The organism is Sphingopyxis sp. C-1 (assembly GCF_001047015.1).
Taxonomy (GTDB): domain Bacteria; phylum Pseudomonadota; class Alphaproteobacteria; order Sphingomonadales; family Sphingomonadaceae; genus Sphingopyxis.
Window position 1 is genome coordinate 605,251 of record NZ_BBRO01000002.1, and the last position, 16,406, is coordinate 621,656.

The window sequence follows — 16,406 nt, forward strand, 5'->3', positions numbered from 1 at the left end:
CCCCCAGGGCCCGACCCTAGGTCGACCAGCCGCCCGCGAGCGCGCGGAACAATGCGATCTGGCGCCGCGAAATCTGACCGTCCTGCGCGGCGAGCACGGCTTCGGTCTCAGCGAAAGTCCGTTCGGCGTCGAGCCATTCGAGCGAATCCGATGCGCCTTCCTGCCGCTTCGCGCGCACGATACGCGCCGCGCGTTCGGCCTGATCGCGTGCGGCCCGCAGCGCTTGCCTTTGTTCGAGCGAACGCGCGTAGGACGACAGCGCGGTTTCGGTTTCCTCGAGCGCGCGGAGCACCGTGCCGTCGAATTCCGCCAGCGAGGCCTGCGTGTCCGCTTCGGCGGCGGCGATGCGCGCGCGCGCGGGCTCCTGATTCGGGAAGGCCCAGTTGAGCAGCGGGCCGAGCAACCAGCGGACCGGGCCGCCGCCGAATATGTCACCAAAGCCGGAGCCGGTCGAACCGGCCGAACCGCCAAGCGTGATGCGCGGGTAAAGATCCGCCGTCGCGACGCCGATACGCGCCGTATCGGCGGCAAGGCGGCGCTCGGCGGCGCGAATATCGGGACGGCGCTTCAGCAGCGCCGCCCCATCACCGACTGGGATCGGGTCGGTGATCTCGAGGCTGATGTTGCGGTCCGCCGCGATGGGGGGGAGCGCAGCGGGGGCACGACCGGTCAGAGTCGCGAGGCGGAATAACGCCGCCTGCCGCTCGGCCTCGATGGAGGGTATGTCCGCCGAACGCTGGTCGCGCAGCGTCGTAATGCGCGCGAGGTCGAGCCCCGTCGCCATCCCGACCTCTTTGCGGCGTTCGGTAAGCTTTACCTGCTGATCGAGCAGGCTGACGATGCGCCGTGCGACGTCCAGACGGGCGGCGCCCGAGGCGGCATCGGCATAGGCTTGCGTCGTATCGGCGGCGACGATCACCCGCACCGCGTCGGCATTGGCCTCGGCAGCGGCGGCGTCGCCGCGCGCGGCCTCGATCGAGCGGCTGACGCGGCCGAACAGGTCGACCTCGTACGAAACGTTGATCCCGACATCGACCGCCCAATCCTCGCGGTCGGCGCCGGGAAGGCGCTGACCTTCGGGGCTGCGGCCGTAGTTGGCGCCGGCGCCGATCTCACCCTGCGGCAGCCGGTCAGCGCGCGCACCGCGCAGCGATGCGCGGGCGCGGGCGATATTCGCGACCGCGACGCGCACATCGGTGTTGTTGGCGAGCGCATCGCCGACGAGCCCGTCGAGGACGGGATCGTCGTAGAGCCGCCACCAGTCGCCCGCGACGGGCGCGAGCGATACTGCGGGACTGTTCGCCGAGACGAACGGCCCGGTGGCGACGGGCGCCGACGCGGATTGCGGCGCCTTATAGTCGGGGCCGACGGCGCAGGCGGCAAGCGCCAGGGCCGAGGCGGCGGTTAGGATGTTACGAAGGATCATGATCTTGTTCCTTATTCCGCCGGAACCGGCAGCGCGGCCCCGTGGTCGTCCGATCCGCCGCGCCGCGCCCGCCGCTCGGCTGACCATAGGCTGAGCGAGCGCGCGACGACGTAGAAGGTCGGGGTGAAGATGAGGCCGAACGCCGTCACGCCGAGCATGCCGAAGAAGACCGCGGTACCCAGCGCCTGGCGCAGTTCCGCCCCCGCCCCGCTCGCGATCAACAGCGGCACGGCGCCGAGGATGAAGGCGAAGCTGGTCATCAGGATCGGGCGCAGACGGTCGCGTGCGGCACGCACCGCGGCTTCGATCGGCGACAAGCCATCTTCTTCTTCGGCCTGCTTGGCGAATTCGACGATGAGGATCGCATTCTTCGCCGCGAGCGCGATGAGCACGACGAGCCCGATCTGCGTCAGCACATTATTGTCCATGCCGCGCAGATTCACGCCGACCATCGCCGCGAGCAGACACATGGGCACGATGAAGATGATCGCCAGCGGCAGCATCAGGCTCTCATATTGCGCCGCGAGCACGAGGAAGACGAAGACCACTGCAAGCGCAAAGACGATCCCCGCGGTGTTCGCCGCCGCCTTTTGCTGGAAGGCGATGCCCGTCCATTCGGTGCCATAACCCGCCGGCAGATTATCGGCGGCGAGCTTTTCCATCGTCGTCAACGACGCACCCGAAGACGACCCCGGCGCGGTATCGCCGTCGATCTCGACTGCCGGGAACAGGTTGTAACGCGTGACGCGGTACGGCCCCGTGCGGTCCTCGAAATTCGCGACCGACCCGATCGGCACCATCGCGCCCGAATCGGACCGCGTGCGAAGGTTCGCGATATCTGCGACGGTCTGGCGATAGGGCGCATCAGCCTGTGCGGTAACGCGATAGGTGCGGCCGAGCAGGTTGAAGTCGTTCACGAACGCCGAGCCGAGATAGACCTGCAACGCTTCGAACACACGTTCGGGCGGCACCCCGAGCGCATTCGCCTTCGCACGGTCGATATCGGCAAAGACGCGCGGGTTCGACGGATCGAAGAAGGTGAAGACGTTCGCGAGGCCCGGGGTCTGGTTCGCCTTGCCAATCAGATTGTTCGTCTCGTTCGCGAGCGCGGCATAGCCGTTCCCGCCGCGATCCTGCACGATCATCCGGTAGCCACCCGCCGAACCGATGCCCTGGATCAGCGGCGGCGGGATCACGACGATCTGCGCCTCGGTGATGTCGGCGGTGTTCGCCCGCGCCTGATTCATGATGTCCTCGAAATTGACGCCGAGCTTCCCGCGTTCCTCGAACGACTTGAGCGGGAAGTATGCGGCAGCCGAGTTCGGCGCGAGCGTCTGCGACGGGCCATCGAAGCCCGCGAGCATCACCGAGCCGAGAACGCCTTCGACCGGCAGGACGCGCGCCGCGACCTTTTTCAGCACCGCGTCGGTGCGTTCGACCGAGGCGCCTGAAGGCAGCTTGGCGACGACGAGGAAATAGCCCTGATCCTGTGCGGGGATAAAGCCGGTCGGCGTAGCCCAGAACAGGCCGGCCGTCGCGGCGATCAGCCCGGCATAGGTGACCATCATCTTCTTCGGCGCGCGCACCAGCCGATCGGTGAGCCGCGCATAGCCGTTGCTCAGCCGCTCGAAACCCTCGTTGAAGCGTTCGCCGGCGCGGTGGATGCGTGCCATCAGCCATCCGTCGGCCTGCGCCGGGGCGTGCGGCTTGAGCAGGATCGCCGCAAGTGCTGGCGACAGGGTGAGCGACAGGACGAGCGAGATGATCGTCGCGGTCGAGATGGTCACCGCGAACTGCTGATAGAAGGCGCCGGACAGGCCGGTCAGGAACAGGGTCGGCACGAACACGGCGCAGAGCACCAGCACGATCGCGACCAGCGCGCCCGATACCTCGTCCATCGATGTGCGCGCGGCTTCGAGCGCGCTCATGCCCTTTTCGAGATTGCGCTCGACATTCTCGACGACGACGATCGCGTCGTCGACGACGATGCCGATCGCAAGCACCAGCCCGAAGAGGGAGAGGTTGTTGAGGCTGTAGCCGAACGCCGCGAGCACCACGAAGGTCCCGATCAACGATACCGGGATCGCGAGTACCGGAATGATCGCTGCGCGCCATTTCTGAAGGAACACGAGAATCACGATGACGACCAGGAACACCGCCTCGATCAGCGTTTCCATCACGGCGTCGATCGACTGGGCGATGAACTCGGTGGGGTTGTAGATGACCCGATATTCCAGGCCCTTGGGGAAATTCTTCGACGACGACGCCATTTCGGCCTCGACGGCTTCAGCGGCGGCGAGCGCGTTCGAGCCGGGGCGCTGGAACACCGCCATGATGACCGTGGGATCGCCCGAGAGATAGGTGTTGCTGTTATAATCCGACGCGCCGAGTTCGACGCGCGCGACGTCCGACACGCGGACCTGCCGCCCGTCCGCATCGCTGCGGATGACGATATTCGCGAAATCCTTGGGATCGGTAAGGCGGCCCTGCGTTTCGACGTTGAGCTGGAAGTCGCTGCCATTTGCATAAGGCGGCTGGCCGAGCGTCCCCGCCGCGACCTGCACATTTTCGCGGCGCAGTGCGGCGACGATCTCACCCGCGGTCAGGTCGAGCGCGGCGGCGCGGCCGGGATCGATCCACACGCGCATCGCATAGTCGCGCGCACCGAACAGGCGCACGTCGCCGACGCCGTCGATGCGGCTCAAACGGTCGCGGAGCTGGGTCAGCGCATAGTTGGAGATATAGGCGCGATCGAGCGACTTGTCGGGCGAGACGAGGTTCACAACCATCAGGAAGTCGGGCGAGGTCTTGCGTGTCACCACGCCCAGCCGCTGCACCGTTTCGGGCAGGCGCGGCGTCGCGATCGCGACGCGGTTCTGCACCAGCACCTGCGCGGCATCGAGGTCGGTGCCGATCTTGAAAGTCACGGTGATCGTGACGACGCCGTCGCCGGTCGACTGGCTGCTCATATAAAGCATATTGTCGACGCCGTTGATTTCCTGTTCGATCGGCGCCGCGACCGTGTCAGCGACGGTTTCGGCCGACGCGCCCGGATAGGTTGCGGTCACGGTCACCGTCGGCGGGACGATGTCGGGATATTGCGACACGGGCAGGCCGATATAGGCGACCGCGCCGACGATGGTGATGATAACGGCGAGCACGGCGGCGAAGATCGGCCGGTCGATGAAAAAGCGTGATAGGCGCATGGGAGAGCCCCTGTCTGAAATTTGGCCTTCGGTAACGCGAGCGCTTCCATCATCCCGACACAGGCCGGGATCTCGACGTCAGCAAATCAACGCACCTTTGAGACCCCGGCTTGCGCCGGGATGACGAGTTTAATTATTTTGCGAACGTCGCCTGCGCCGACACCGGTTCAGCGGCTGCGGCCGCACCTTGCTTCGGTGCCGCTGCGGCGATCTTGCCGACCTTGGTTACTGCCTTGGTACCCGGGCGGGCGAACTGATAGCCGTTGATGACGATCTGGTCGGTCGGCGTCAGGCCCGAACGGATGACGCGCAGGCCATCGACTTCGGGGCCGATCTCGACCGGCTTTGCCGCGACCATCCCGTCCTTGCCGACGACATAGACGATCTTGCGCGCCTGGTCGGTCTGCACCGCGGCAGCCGGGACCAGCAGCGCACGCGCCGTCTGGCCGGTCGAAAGGCGCATATTGCCGAACATGCCGGGGGTCAGGAACATCTCGGGGTTGCGGAAGCTGGCGCGGGCGCGGATCGTGCCCGAACGCGGGTCGAGGCCGTTGTCGGTAAAATCGAGCTGGCCCTTCCAGCGATAGTCGCTTTCATCCTGCAGGCGGACTTCGACCGCCGCTCCCTTGTCGCCACCCTCGCGCTTGGTCTTGAGGAACAAGGCCTCCGAACCCTGGAAGGTGAAATATACGGGGTCGAGCGCGTTGATCGTGGTCAGCAACGTGCCGCCGGCGTCACCCGCAGACACAAGGTTTCCCGCGTCGATCTGGCGGTCCGAGATGCGACCGCTCAGCGGTGCACGCACGGTGGTGAATTCGACATCGAGCGCGCGTGCGGCGATGCGGGCATCGGCGCCAGCCAGTGCCGCGTTGGCCGCATTGACACGGGCGCGCAGCCGATCGATCTCGCTCTGCGACACCGCCTCGACATCGACGAGACGGCTTGCACGTTCGAGTTCGAGCCGTGCGAGCGCGAGATCGCTACGCGCGCTCGCCGCCGAAGCGCGTGCTTCGGAAAGCGCGGCGCGATAGGGACGCGGATCGATGGTGAAGAGCGGCTGTCCCTGGCGGACGATCTGGCCGTCGGTGAAGTGGATGCCGGTGATCGCACCCGAAACGCGCGGACGCACCTCGACTGCCTTCGATGCCTCGAAGCGCCCGATATATTCGTCCCACAAGGTTACGTCGCGCGCGAGCGGCGCGGCGACAGTGAGGACGGGTGCAGGCGCGGCAGCAGCGGGCGGCGCACCATCGCGGAGCAGCCACCAGGCGCCGACGATCAGGACCAGAAACGCGCCGACCCATGCGGCGCGGCGGCCGCGGGCGGGATGGAGCAAGGTTTTGAGTTCGCGGCGGACCTTCGCATCGGCGGGGTCGAGCTTTTCGATCGGGGTGTGGACGGTCATGAATATGCCCTCTTCTATTCGTTCGTTTCGGTCGCCCGCGCCCCGCTGAAAGAGCGAGGGCGCAGAAATCCTGTGCCGGAAGCGCGTGCTTCCGGCCGGTGACTTGATGGTCCTTGTCGCCAGAGGGCCCTCTTCGAAGAGGACGGCCACCCTGTCCCGCCGCACGCAAGGATGCGCGCGCGAGGTCCCTGTTTATGTCTTGCGGACGAACGCCAGCAGGCGCCAGACCGGAACAGGACGCGTTCCCGGGTTACTGATCGGTGATGATGGTTCCGGCCGCCGCACGATCTTTGTCCTGCGGCGGCCGGCCCGGGGGGAGAGCCCTATCTTTGTATACTGAGTGGTATATAAGTCTTGCTGCGCTGCGTCAAGACCATTCTGTACCGGGCAGTAAAAATAATTCTATCAGCGCCCCGGCCACAGCTTCAGGCTGGTTTCGACCAGCCGTTCAAGTTCGGCGCGCGTCGCGCCGGCGCCGGCCTGCACCGACATGCCCTGATTGACTGCGGTCAGGAACGCAGCGAGTCCTTCGGCGTCGGTATCGGGCGGGAAGTCGCCTTCTTCCTTGGCGCGCGCGAAGCGTTCGAGCATCGCGCGCTTCGCCGCGGCGCCGCGTTCGAGCACGGCCTGACGAATGCATTCGGCCTCCGCACCGCACGCGACCGATGTAATCACGCCCAGGCAGCCGTTTGGATTCTCCGGACAGGTATACATGTCGAGTGCGCCGTACATCAGCCGCTCGGCAACACCGCGCGCGGTCGGCGCTTCGAGCGCCGCGCGCATATAATCGGCCTTTTCGCGCTCATAGAGGTCGAGCGCCTTGTTGAAGAGCGCCTCCTTGTTGCCGAATGCGGCATAAAGGCTGGGCTTCGTTATCCCCATCGCCTCGGTGAGGTCGGCCATCGAGGCGCCCTCATAGCCCTTCGACCAGAAGACGCGCAGCGCCGACGCCAAGGCCATATCGACGCAAAATTCGCGCGGACGGCCCTTATGCGGAGCGGCGACGGTGGCAGTTTCGATTTCCATAACGGCTGGTATATAAGTGGTAGATCGCAACTTGTCCAGTGGCGCGCCCGTCAGGCGAGCCGCGTATCGATCGGCAGGCCATTCTTGAGCGTCAGCGTAACCGGCGTCCGCTCGGCGATATCGGCCAGACGGGCCTTCTGTTCGTCGTCGAGCCCCGCAATCGCCAGCACCCGGTCGACCCGAAGGCCGTCCTTGCTCAGCAATCGCAGGCCCACGTCGACCGATTCGAGCGGCCAGCCTTTGCGGTCGGCGTACATGCGGAGTGTAATCGCTGTACAGGCGCCAAGACCGGCGAGCAGGAAGTCATAGGGCGCGGGTCCCTCATTCTTTCCGCCAAGCCCCGGCCCTTCGTCGCCGATCAGGTCATGGCCGCTGACGTTGATCTCGGTGCGATAATGATCCTTGCCGATACGCGCGGTTCCGTGAGCCATGACGATCCTTTCTGGCGATGGGGTCGCCATCCCTATTCCGTGTTACGGCGAAACGACAAGTCGATTCCCCAACTTCGCGGGCGCCGGAGCAACGCGCGTCCAGAAATAGTCGAACGCATGCGCGTCGGTGACGTTGAACGACAGCGCGCGAGCAGTCGTTCGCGGCTTGCAGCGAATGTTTCGGAACTGCGACCGCGTGCCGGAGGCCGATTTTGCGCGCAAGAAATGTCAAAACTCGTTGCAAGGCGCGCTAAAGCCAGATCGCGCCCCTCGCCTTAGTCTTCCTAGCTGACAGGGCTCGCAGAAGCCCCGCCAAATTGGGAGAAGGACTATGGCAGCTTTGCCTTTCGCGCGCGCCATGCTGGCTGCGCTCGCCGTTTCGACATCGACTTTCGCCATGGCGCAGGATGCGCCGACGCCGCCCGACACCGCTGCGACCGACGGCGATATCGTCGTCACCGCGCAGCGCCGCGAACAGTCGCTGCTCGACGTGCCGCTCGCGGTTACTGCCCTCGGCGGCGACACGCTGGCCGACCGCGGCATCACCAATTCCGCGCAACTCGGCGACGCGGTCCCGAACCTTCAGATCAACAGCCCCTATGGCGACACGCAGCCGAACTTCTCGCTGCGCGGCATCGGCGTCGCGAACGAATATAACAGCAATCAGGCGTCGCCCGTCGGCGTCTATCTCGACGATGTCTATCTGGCGCCGCGCACCAGCCACGGCATGGGGTTGTTCGATCTCGACCGCATCGAAGTGCTTCGCGGGCCGCAGGGCACGCTGTTCGGCCGCAACACCACGGGCGGCGCGATCAACTTCATCACGAAGAAGCCCGGCCTCTCCGGCACCAACGGCTATGTCCAGCTCGGTTACGCCAATTTCGACACAATCACCGCGCAGGGCGCCGCCGAAGCAACCCTCGCCGAGGATGTCGCAGGGCTGCGCCTTGCGGTGAACTACGCCAAGGGCGACGGGCAGATCAAAAACATCTTCCCCGGCGGACGCGACGCCGCGTCGATCGACACGCTGCAGGGCCGCGCCTCGCTGCGCGTCAAGCCGGTCGAGACGCTCGACATCGTGCTGCGCGCCTATGCCGGCCGCGACCGCGGGACGCAGGCCGCGGTGCATGGCCTCGAACCCTTCCGCACCGGGCTCGGCTTTTTCGAGACGAACGAGAATCGGATCGGCGAGAACCGCACCGACGCCTGGGGATTCTCGGCAAATATCGCACTCGAACTCAGCGATACGCTCAGCCTGACCTCGATCACCAGCTATGATGGCGGAAAGCAGAATCTTCAGCAGGCGGCCGACGGATCGCCGCTCGATATTCTCGATATCAACTGGCGCTCGAACTATCGCCAATTCAGTCAGGAACTGCGCGCCAATTACGACGGCGACGGACTGACCTTCGTCGGCGGGCTCTTCTATGGCTGGGACCGCAACATCACCGACAACACGTTCAACCTGCCGCTGCCGCCGGCAGGCGGCTTCTTCCAGCATTACCGGCAGGTCCGCAAAAGCTATGCCGTGTTCGGACAAGCCGACATCGACCTCGCCGATCGGCTCGTGCTCACGCTCGGCGCGCGCTATACCAAGGACAAGTCGCGCTACGACGACGCCTTTGCCTATCTGTTCATCGGCGGGGTCGACGACCCGCAGACGCCGATCGCGACGACGGTGCCGTGCGCCGGGGTCGCGGGCACCTGCCCCTATGATCCCGCCGCGCGCTTCGCGCTCGCAGATACGAATAATGCGCTGACCGGCCGCGTGGCATTGAGCTACACCTTCGACGACGGCCCGCTCGTCTATGCGAGCTACAACCGCGGTTACCGCGCGGGTGCGGTCAATGGCGGCGGCTACACGTCGTCGAGCGGCATCGGCTATATCGAGCCCGAGCGCGTCAACGCCTATGAAATCGGGATCAAGGGCCGCGCGGGCGGGCGCCTGCTCACTTACGCAGCATCCGCCTTTTACTACGACTATTCGAACCAGCAGTTGCAGGACACGCGCGCGGGACCGGTATCCTTCCTCGTCAACGCGCCATCGTCCGAAGTATATGGGCTGGAGGTCGAGACCACGCTGCGCCCAACCGACGGTCTCCGCATCAACGCCTCGCTCGGCTGGCTGCATTCGAAATATAAGGAATTGACGCTGCAGGGCGCCGACCTGTCGGGCAATGAGCTGCCCTTCGCGCCGAAGCTTACCGCGCAACTCGGTTTCGAATGGGATGTCTTGGACGTCGTGGGCGGGAAAATCACTTTCGCGCCGAACATGGCCTATTCGAGCCGCCAATATTTCTCGCCGTTCAACGAGATCGACGCGCCCGGCACGCCGCAAGTGAACAGCGAGTTGCAGCAGGGCGCGAACGCCAAAGTCAACGCGTCGCTCAGCTGGAGCAATGACGCACTGACGGTCCGGGCGTTCGCGAACAATATCTTCGAGCGCAAGACATATGGCTACGGCCTCGACTTGCGCGGCGCGGGCTTCCCGTACAACTTCCTCGTACCGTCGGCGCCGCGTACCTATGGCGTGTCCTTGCGCTACAGCTTCTGACGATGACCGATCTCAAGGATCCGGATCTCTACGTCGGCGGCATGCCTTATGCCGAGCTTGCGGCCTTGCGCGCCGCAGGCTCGGTCCACTGGAACCCCGAAAGCGATGGCGCGGGCTTCTGGGCGGTGCTGGGGTTCGATGACATCATCACCGTGTCGCGGCAGGCCGATCTCTTTTCCTCGGCACACGAAAATGGCGGGCATCGCATCTTCAATGAAAATGAGGTCGGGCTGACCGGCGCCGGCGAATCGGCGATCGGCATTCCCTTCATCTCGCGCGATCCGCCGACGCACACCCAATACCGCAAATTCGTGATGCCCGCGCTGTCGCCGGCGCGATTGGAAGGCATCGAAGCGCGGATCGCCGAACGCGTCGAGCGGCTGTTCGCCGATGTGCCGCTGAACGAGGCGGTGAACATCCTGCCGCTCCTGACCGTGCCGCTGCCCCTCCTCACCCTCGCCGAACTGCTCGGCGTCTCCGCCGATATGTGGCACGATCTCCACCGCTGGACCGACGCCTTCGTCGGCGAGGACGACCCCGATTTCCGCCAGTCGCCTGAAGCGATGCAGGCGGTGATGGGCGAATTCATCGGCTTTGCTTCGGCGCTGTTCGCGGAACGCCGCGCCAACCCCGGTCCCGACATCGCGTCGCTGCTCGCCAATGCCGAAATACACGGCCAACCCGTTCCGCTCGGCGATTTCATCGGCAATCTGATCCTCGCACTCGTCGGCGGTAACGAGACGACGCGCAATTCGATCAACCACAGCCTGATCGCATTTGCCAACAATCCCGATCAATGGGACGCCATCCGCTCCGATCCCGGCCTGCTGCCCAATGCGGTCAAGGAAATGGTGCGTCACGCCAGCCCCGTGATCCACATGCGACGAACCGCGACACGCGACACAAAACTTGCCGGGCAGACGATCCGCCAGGGCGACAAGGTCGTCGTCTTCTACCCCGCCGGCAATCGCGACCCCGCGGTGTTCGCCGATCCTGACGCCTTCGATGTGATGCGCCCGATCCGCCAGCATCTCGCCTTCGGCGCCGGTACGCATGTCTGCGTCGGATCGCGACTCGCCGAAATGCAATTGCGACTCGCCTTTGAGCAAATGGCGCGTCATGTTCGCCGCATAGAGATCATGGGAGAGCCGATCCGCGTGCGGTCGAACTTCATCAACGGCTTCAAGCGGCTCGACGTCAGGCTGGTGACGTGAACAACGAGAGCGTCTGGGACAATAAGGAGATCATCTGCGACGTTCTCGGCCGCGCGCCCGATGTCGAGATGGGATCCATCGGCGATGGGTGGTCGCTCTGCCGCTGGCGTCAATTCGTCGGCAGCTATACCCTCCCCGCGCTGCCGCAGCCGATCTTCACCGTCCATGTCGCGGGCAAGCCGCAGGTGAAGACATGGGACCGCGACGGCTGGACCGAAACCAGTTCGATCCCCGGCTGCGCGACGATCGTTCCCGCGGGAATGCCGACGGGCTGGCTCGTCGACGGCGAACTTGATGTCGTCACCCTGTCGATGTCGTCGGATGTACTCGCGGGGCAACCGCACGCCGACCAGTTCAACAAGATGCGCTTCGCCTTCGCCGATCCTTTGGGCGTCGCCCTCACACGGCAAATCCTCTCCGAACTCTATGCCCCGCAGGCCGAGGAACGCACCGCCTATGTCGCAGCGATGGTCAATGCGCTGAAGGCGCATATCCTCTCCGGCCCGCCCGCGCACGGCAATCCGACCGAAATCCCGGTCTCGGATTTCTCGGCCTACCGACTGCACAAGATCATGAATGCGGTGCTCGCCAATCCTGCCGAAGAGCATAGCCTGGAGGCGATGGCGTCGGTCGCGGGCGTCACGCCCTCGCACTTTTGCCGCCTGTTCAAGAAGGCGACCGGCATCTCCCCGCATCAATATGTGATGAAGGCGCGGCTTGATCGTGCGCAGCAGATGCTCGTTCAGACCGACCTCAGCCTTGCAGCATTGTCGGAAGCGACGGGTTTCACCAGCCAGAGCCATTTCAGCCGCGCGTTCCGCGCCTGGTTCGGCATGGCACCAAGCGATTATCGCCAGCAGGAACGGCGCGGGCTGCACTGAACGGAGAAAAAGATGACCGAAGCGACGGCGGCCGTGGTGCGTCAGCCCGGCGGCAATTTCACGATCGAGACGATCGAGGTCGAGGCGCCGCGTGCGGGCGAGGTGCGTGTACGGATCGCGGGTGTCGGACTTTGCCACACCGACCTCATTTTCCGCGACCAGTTCGCCCCCTTCGCGCTGCCCGGCGTGCTCGGCCATGAAGGCGCAGGGGTGGTCGAGGCAATCGGCGAGGGTGTCGAAGGCTTGAGCGTCGGCGACGAGGTGGTCGTCGGTTTCTCAAGCTGCGGCGCCTGTCCGCGCTGCGACGAGCATCTGCCGAGCTATTGCCAAAGCTTCGTGCCGCTCAACTATGCGGGGATGCGCCTCGACGACGGCTCGACCGCTTATTCGAAAGGCGACGAACGCGTCACGTCGCACTTCTTTGGCCAATCCTCCTTCTCGGCCCTCACAGTCACCCGCGCGCGCAACGTCGTGAAGGTCGACACTTCGAAGGTCGCTCTCGAACTGCTTGGCCCGCTCGGCTGCGGTTTCCAGACCGGCGCCGGCGGGGTGATGAACTCGCTCGCCTGTCCCTCAGGTTCGAGCATCGCAATCTTCGGTGGCGGCCCCGTGGGGCTCGCCGCGGTGATGGGCGCGGTGATCCAGGGCTGTTCGACGATCATTCTCGTTGAACCTGTCGCCGCGCGGCGCACAATCGGACTGGAACTCGGCGCGACGCATGTCATCGACCCCGGCGAATCGGTCAATCTGTCCGAGGCCTTGCGCGCGATTGTGCCCGCGGGCCTCGACTTCGCTTTCGACACCAGCGGCGTCGTGCCCGTCATTGAGGCGGGCCTCGCCGCCCTCGGCAGCCATGGCGCAATCGGGCTCGTCGGCGTGCCATCAAAGGCCGACGCCGCAATCAGCGTCAATATCGCGGCGCTGATGACCCCGGGGCACCGGATCATCGGGATCATCGAAGGCGACAGCGACCCGCAAAGCTTCATTCCCGAGCTGATCGCGCATCACGCCGCCGGACGCTTCCCGTTCGACAAGCTGATCAAGACCTTCCCGCTCGCCGAGATCAACGAGGCGCTGGGCGCGCAGGCGCGCGGCGAGTGCATCAAGGTCGTGCTGATACCCTAAGGAGAGAGACGATGGATTTCGACCGCGACTATGCGATGCTGATCGGCGGTAAGCTCGATAGTGGCAGCGCCCGCTTCGACGTGCTCAACCCCGCAACCGAACAGGTCATCGGCAGCGCCCCCGACGCGAGCCCGGACGACCTTGACCGGGCCATCGCTGCCGCCCGCGCTGCTTTCTCCGGCTGGGCCGCGACGCCGATCGCCGAGCGCAAGGCGGCGCTCAACGCGATGGGGCAGGCCGTGCTCGCGAACGCCGACGCCTTCAAGCGCCTGCTGACCGCCGAACAGGGCAAACCCCACGCCGAAGCCGAAGGCGAAGTCATGGGAGCCGGATATTGGCTGATGGGCGCCGCCAGCCTCGAACTGCCAGTCACGATCAATGAAGATAGTGCGGAGCGCTATAGCGAGACGCGCCATGTCCCGCTGGGCGTCGTCGGGGCGATCGCGCCATGGAATTTCCCGATGGTCCTTGCGATGTTCAAGGTCGGCCCGGCATTGCTCGCCGGCAATTGCATGGTGCTCAAACCCTCCCCTTTCACGCCGCTCGCGACCCTGAAGTTCGGCGAATTGGTGAAAGACATGCTCCCCCCCGGCGTGCTCAATATCGTCACCGGCGGCGATGCGCTCGGCCCGTGGATGACGAGCCATCCCGGGTTCGACAAGATCAGCTTTACCGGATCGACCGCGACCGGTCGCCGCGTGATGGAATCGGCGGCGCCGACCCTCAAACGCGTGACGCTCGAACTCGGCGGCAACGATGCGGCGATCGTGATGCCCGACGTCGAAGTCGAAAAGGTCGCCGAGGAACTCTTCTGGGCCGCGTTCCGCAACAATGGCCAGATCTGCATCGCGACCAAGCGCATGTATGTGCACAAGGACATCTACGAACCGCTGAAAGAAGCCCTCGTCGCCTATGCGAAGACAGTGAAGGTCGGCGACGGTTCCGAGCAGGGGACCCAGATCGGCCCGATCAACAACGAAGCGCAATACCGCCGCGTCCTCGAGTTGATCCAGGATGCAAAGGACAAGGGCTATAAATTCCTCGTCGGCGGCGAGACGGCGGATGTGCCAGGCTATTTCATTCCCGTCACCATCCTCGACAATCCGCCGGAGAACAGCCGCATCGTGCAGGAGGAGCAGTTCGGCCCCGTTCTGCCGCTCATTAAATTCGACGATTATGACGATGTCGTCGTGCGGGCCAATGCGACCGACTACGGCCTCGGCGGCTCGGTGTGGGGAAAGGACGAGGACAAGGCTTTCGAAATTGCGCAGCGCATCGCGAGCGGCACCGTCTGGGTCAACGAAACGCAACATTTGTCGCCGACCGCGGCGTTCGGCGGGATGAAGCAATCGGGCGTGGGGGTCGAAGGTGGGGTTGAAGGCCTGCTGGAATATACCAACGCTCAGACGATCGTAAGGAGGAAGGCGATCGCTACAACTTGAATGAGGCGCAAAAAATTCTACATTGGCCCCATCGTCAACAAGCGAAAGGAGGTGGTCGAATGTCTCATTGTCACACGCCGCATGCGGCAGATTTGGGCATGACCTTCCTCGCGGGGGTCCGACTCGGATAATCGTCCGCGAACCGGTACGACAATGGAAGGGCTGCTTCGAAAGAGGCAGCCCTTTGTCTTTGGAGGCGGCCGGCGGCTTTCCGCCGTCAGGCCGTTGTCACAATTTCGGAAAAAGTTTGGAGCCGAGCCGGAATCTAATTACGCGAAAAAATTGGCAGTTTTCCGGGATATTCCTCTATTCGCAAATCGTCCAGTGCCCCCAAAAAGGCCCCAAATTGATCTTAGACCACTGGATTACATCGGATTTTTGGCCGGCTGCGTACCCTAATCGTGCCGATTCCCACTCAGTTCGTCACGCGGCAATCGGCATGCGATATGGGAAATACCAAGCGGCAAGCGCCGCCGTCAGTGCCTTCATTTCCTCCTCGCCATGCAGCGGACCCGGCGTGAAGCGAAGCCGCTCGGTTCCGCGCGGTACCGTTGGATAGTTGATCGGCTGAACATAGGCGCCATGCTCGGTGAGCAGATGGTCGCTGAGGGCCTTGGCGCGGACAGGGTCGCCCACGAGGAGCGGGACGATGTGCGTGTCGCTCGGCAAGACCGGCAACCCTGCGGCCCGAAACAGCGACTTGAGCCGCTGAGCAGCGGCCCGCTGTCCTTCGCGTTCAGATGTCGACACTTTCAGGTGGCGAACGCTTGCGAGCGCGCCGGCGGCGAGAACAGGTGACAGCGAGGTCGTGAAGATGAAGCCTGGTGCATAGCTGCGAATGCAGTCAATGACTGCGCGGTCCGCGGCGATATAACCGCCCATGACCCCGAAGGCCTTGGCGAGCGTGCCCTCGATCACGCTGACGCGGTGCGCCACTTCATCGCGCTCCGATATACCGCCACCGCGCGAGCCGTACATGCCGACGGCGTGGACTTCATCGAGATAGGTGAGGGCCTGATAGCGATCGGCCAGATCGCAGATCGCGGCGATCGGCGCGACGTCGCCGTCCATCGAATACACACTCTCGAAGGCGATGAGCTTGGCCCGCGCGGGGTCGGTTTCGGCAAGCAGTGCCTCGAGATGCGCCAGATCATTGTGGCGAAAGATCTTCCGCTCGCATCCCGCATTGCGAATGCCGGCAATCATGCTTGCGTGATTTAGCTCGTCCGAAAATATCACGCAGCTGGGCAGGAGCTTGCCCAGCGTCGCGAGCGTGGCGTCGTTCGACACATAGCCCGACGTAAAGAGGAGCGCACTCTCCTTGCCATGGAGATCGGCAAGCTCGCGCTCGAGTTCGATATGATAATGGGTGTTGCCGCTGATATTCCGTGTGCCGCCCGAGCCCGCACCGACATCAGCGATTGCGGCTTCCATTGCATCGAGGACCGCCGGGTGCTGCCCCATGCCGAGATAGTCGTTCGAACACCAGACGGTGATCGGCCTCGCTTCCCCATCGGCATCGAAGCAGCGCGCGCCGGGGTAGGCGCCGCGGTCCCGCAGGATATCGACGAACACCCGATAGCGTCCCTCGTCGTGCAGGCGCGCGATCGCATCGCTGAAAATCTGGTCGTAGCGCATGAGCCTGCCCCTAAAGGTTGAAATAGCCGGGATATGAGGCTTCTATCTGTCAGGGCGG

11 protein-coding genes are annotated in these 16,406 nt (G+C 64.5%); 5 read left to right on the top strand and 6 right to left on the bottom strand.

Annotated elements, in window-relative coordinates; translation table 11 throughout:
• Positions 1-16 precede the first annotated feature (16 nt).
• The 5 genes from SC1_RS17375 to SC1_RS17395 form a co-directional block, all read right to left on the bottom strand.
• Positions 17-1,426: an efflux transporter outer membrane subunit gene (locus SC1_RS17375; protein WP_062185483.1), complete on the bottom strand. Its 1,410-nt coding sequence runs from the start codon at positions 1,424-1,426 to the stop codon at positions 17-19.
• Positions 1,427-1,437: 11 nt separating this feature from the next.
• On the bottom strand, positions 1,438-4,632 hold the full coding sequence (locus SC1_RS17380) for an efflux RND transporter permease subunit (protein WP_062185485.1): 3,195 nt from the start codon (positions 4,630-4,632) through the stop codon (positions 1,438-1,440).
• Between the two features lie 133 nt (positions 4,633-4,765).
• Positions 4,766-6,037 (bottom strand): efflux RND transporter periplasmic adaptor subunit, encoded by a 1,272-nt coding sequence (locus SC1_RS17385; RefSeq protein WP_062185487.1) that lies wholly within the window; start codon positions 6,035-6,037, stop codon positions 4,766-4,768.
• 405 nt (positions 6,038-6,442) lie between these two features.
• Complete coding sequence (locus SC1_RS17390; RefSeq protein WP_152682482.1) at positions 6,443-7,063, bottom strand: TetR/AcrR family transcriptional regulator; 621 nt, start codon at positions 7,061-7,063, stop codon at positions 6,443-6,445.
• A gap of 50 nt (positions 7,064-7,113) precedes the next feature.
• The gene (locus SC1_RS17395; protein WP_062185488.1) at positions 7,114-7,494 is read right to left on the bottom strand and encodes an OsmC family protein; all 381 of its coding nucleotides are present in this window, start codon (positions 7,492-7,494) and stop codon (positions 7,114-7,116) included.
• A 331-nt stretch (positions 7,495-7,825) separates the two neighbouring features.
• Between SC1_RS17395 and SC1_RS17405 the strand changes: the two genes are divergently transcribed.
• From SC1_RS17405 to SC1_RS17425, 5 genes are read left to right on the top strand one after another with little or no spacing between them, the layout of a single operon-like run.
• A complete protein-coding gene (locus tag SC1_RS17405) occupies positions 7,826-10,048 on the top strand; it encodes a TonB-dependent receptor (RefSeq protein WP_062185490.1) in 2,223 nt (740 codons plus the stop codon).
• A gap of 2 nt (positions 10,049-10,050) precedes the next feature.
• Positions 10,051-11,262 (top strand): cytochrome P450, encoded by a 1,212-nt coding sequence (locus SC1_RS17410; RefSeq protein ID WP_062185491.1) that lies wholly within the window; start codon positions 10,051-10,053, stop codon positions 11,260-11,262.
• A complete protein-coding gene (locus tag SC1_RS17415) occupies positions 11,259-12,143 on the top strand; it encodes a helix-turn-helix domain-containing protein (protein ID WP_062185492.1) in 885 nt (294 codons plus the stop codon). The genes SC1_RS17410 and SC1_RS17415 overlap by 4 nt, the downstream gene beginning before the upstream one ends.
• Positions 12,144-12,155: 12 nt before the next feature.
• Entirely contained in the window at positions 12,156-13,268 is a 1,113-nt protein-coding gene (locus SC1_RS17420; protein ID WP_062185494.1) for an NAD(P)-dependent alcohol dehydrogenase, read from the top strand.
• 11 nt (positions 13,269-13,279) lie between these two features.
• Positions 13,280-14,710, top strand: a complete 1,431-nt coding sequence (locus SC1_RS17425; RefSeq protein WP_062185496.1) for an aldehyde dehydrogenase family protein — start codon at positions 13,280-13,282, stop codon at positions 14,708-14,710.
• A gap of 423 nt (positions 14,711-15,133) precedes the next feature.
• Here the strand turns inward: SC1_RS17425 and hemA are convergent, their stop codons facing one another.
• Complete coding sequence (gene hemA, locus SC1_RS17430) at positions 15,134-16,348, bottom strand: 5-aminolevulinate synthase (protein ID WP_062185498.1); 1,215 nt, start codon at positions 16,346-16,348, stop codon at positions 15,134-15,136.
• Positions 16,349-16,406 lie beyond the last annotated feature (58 nt).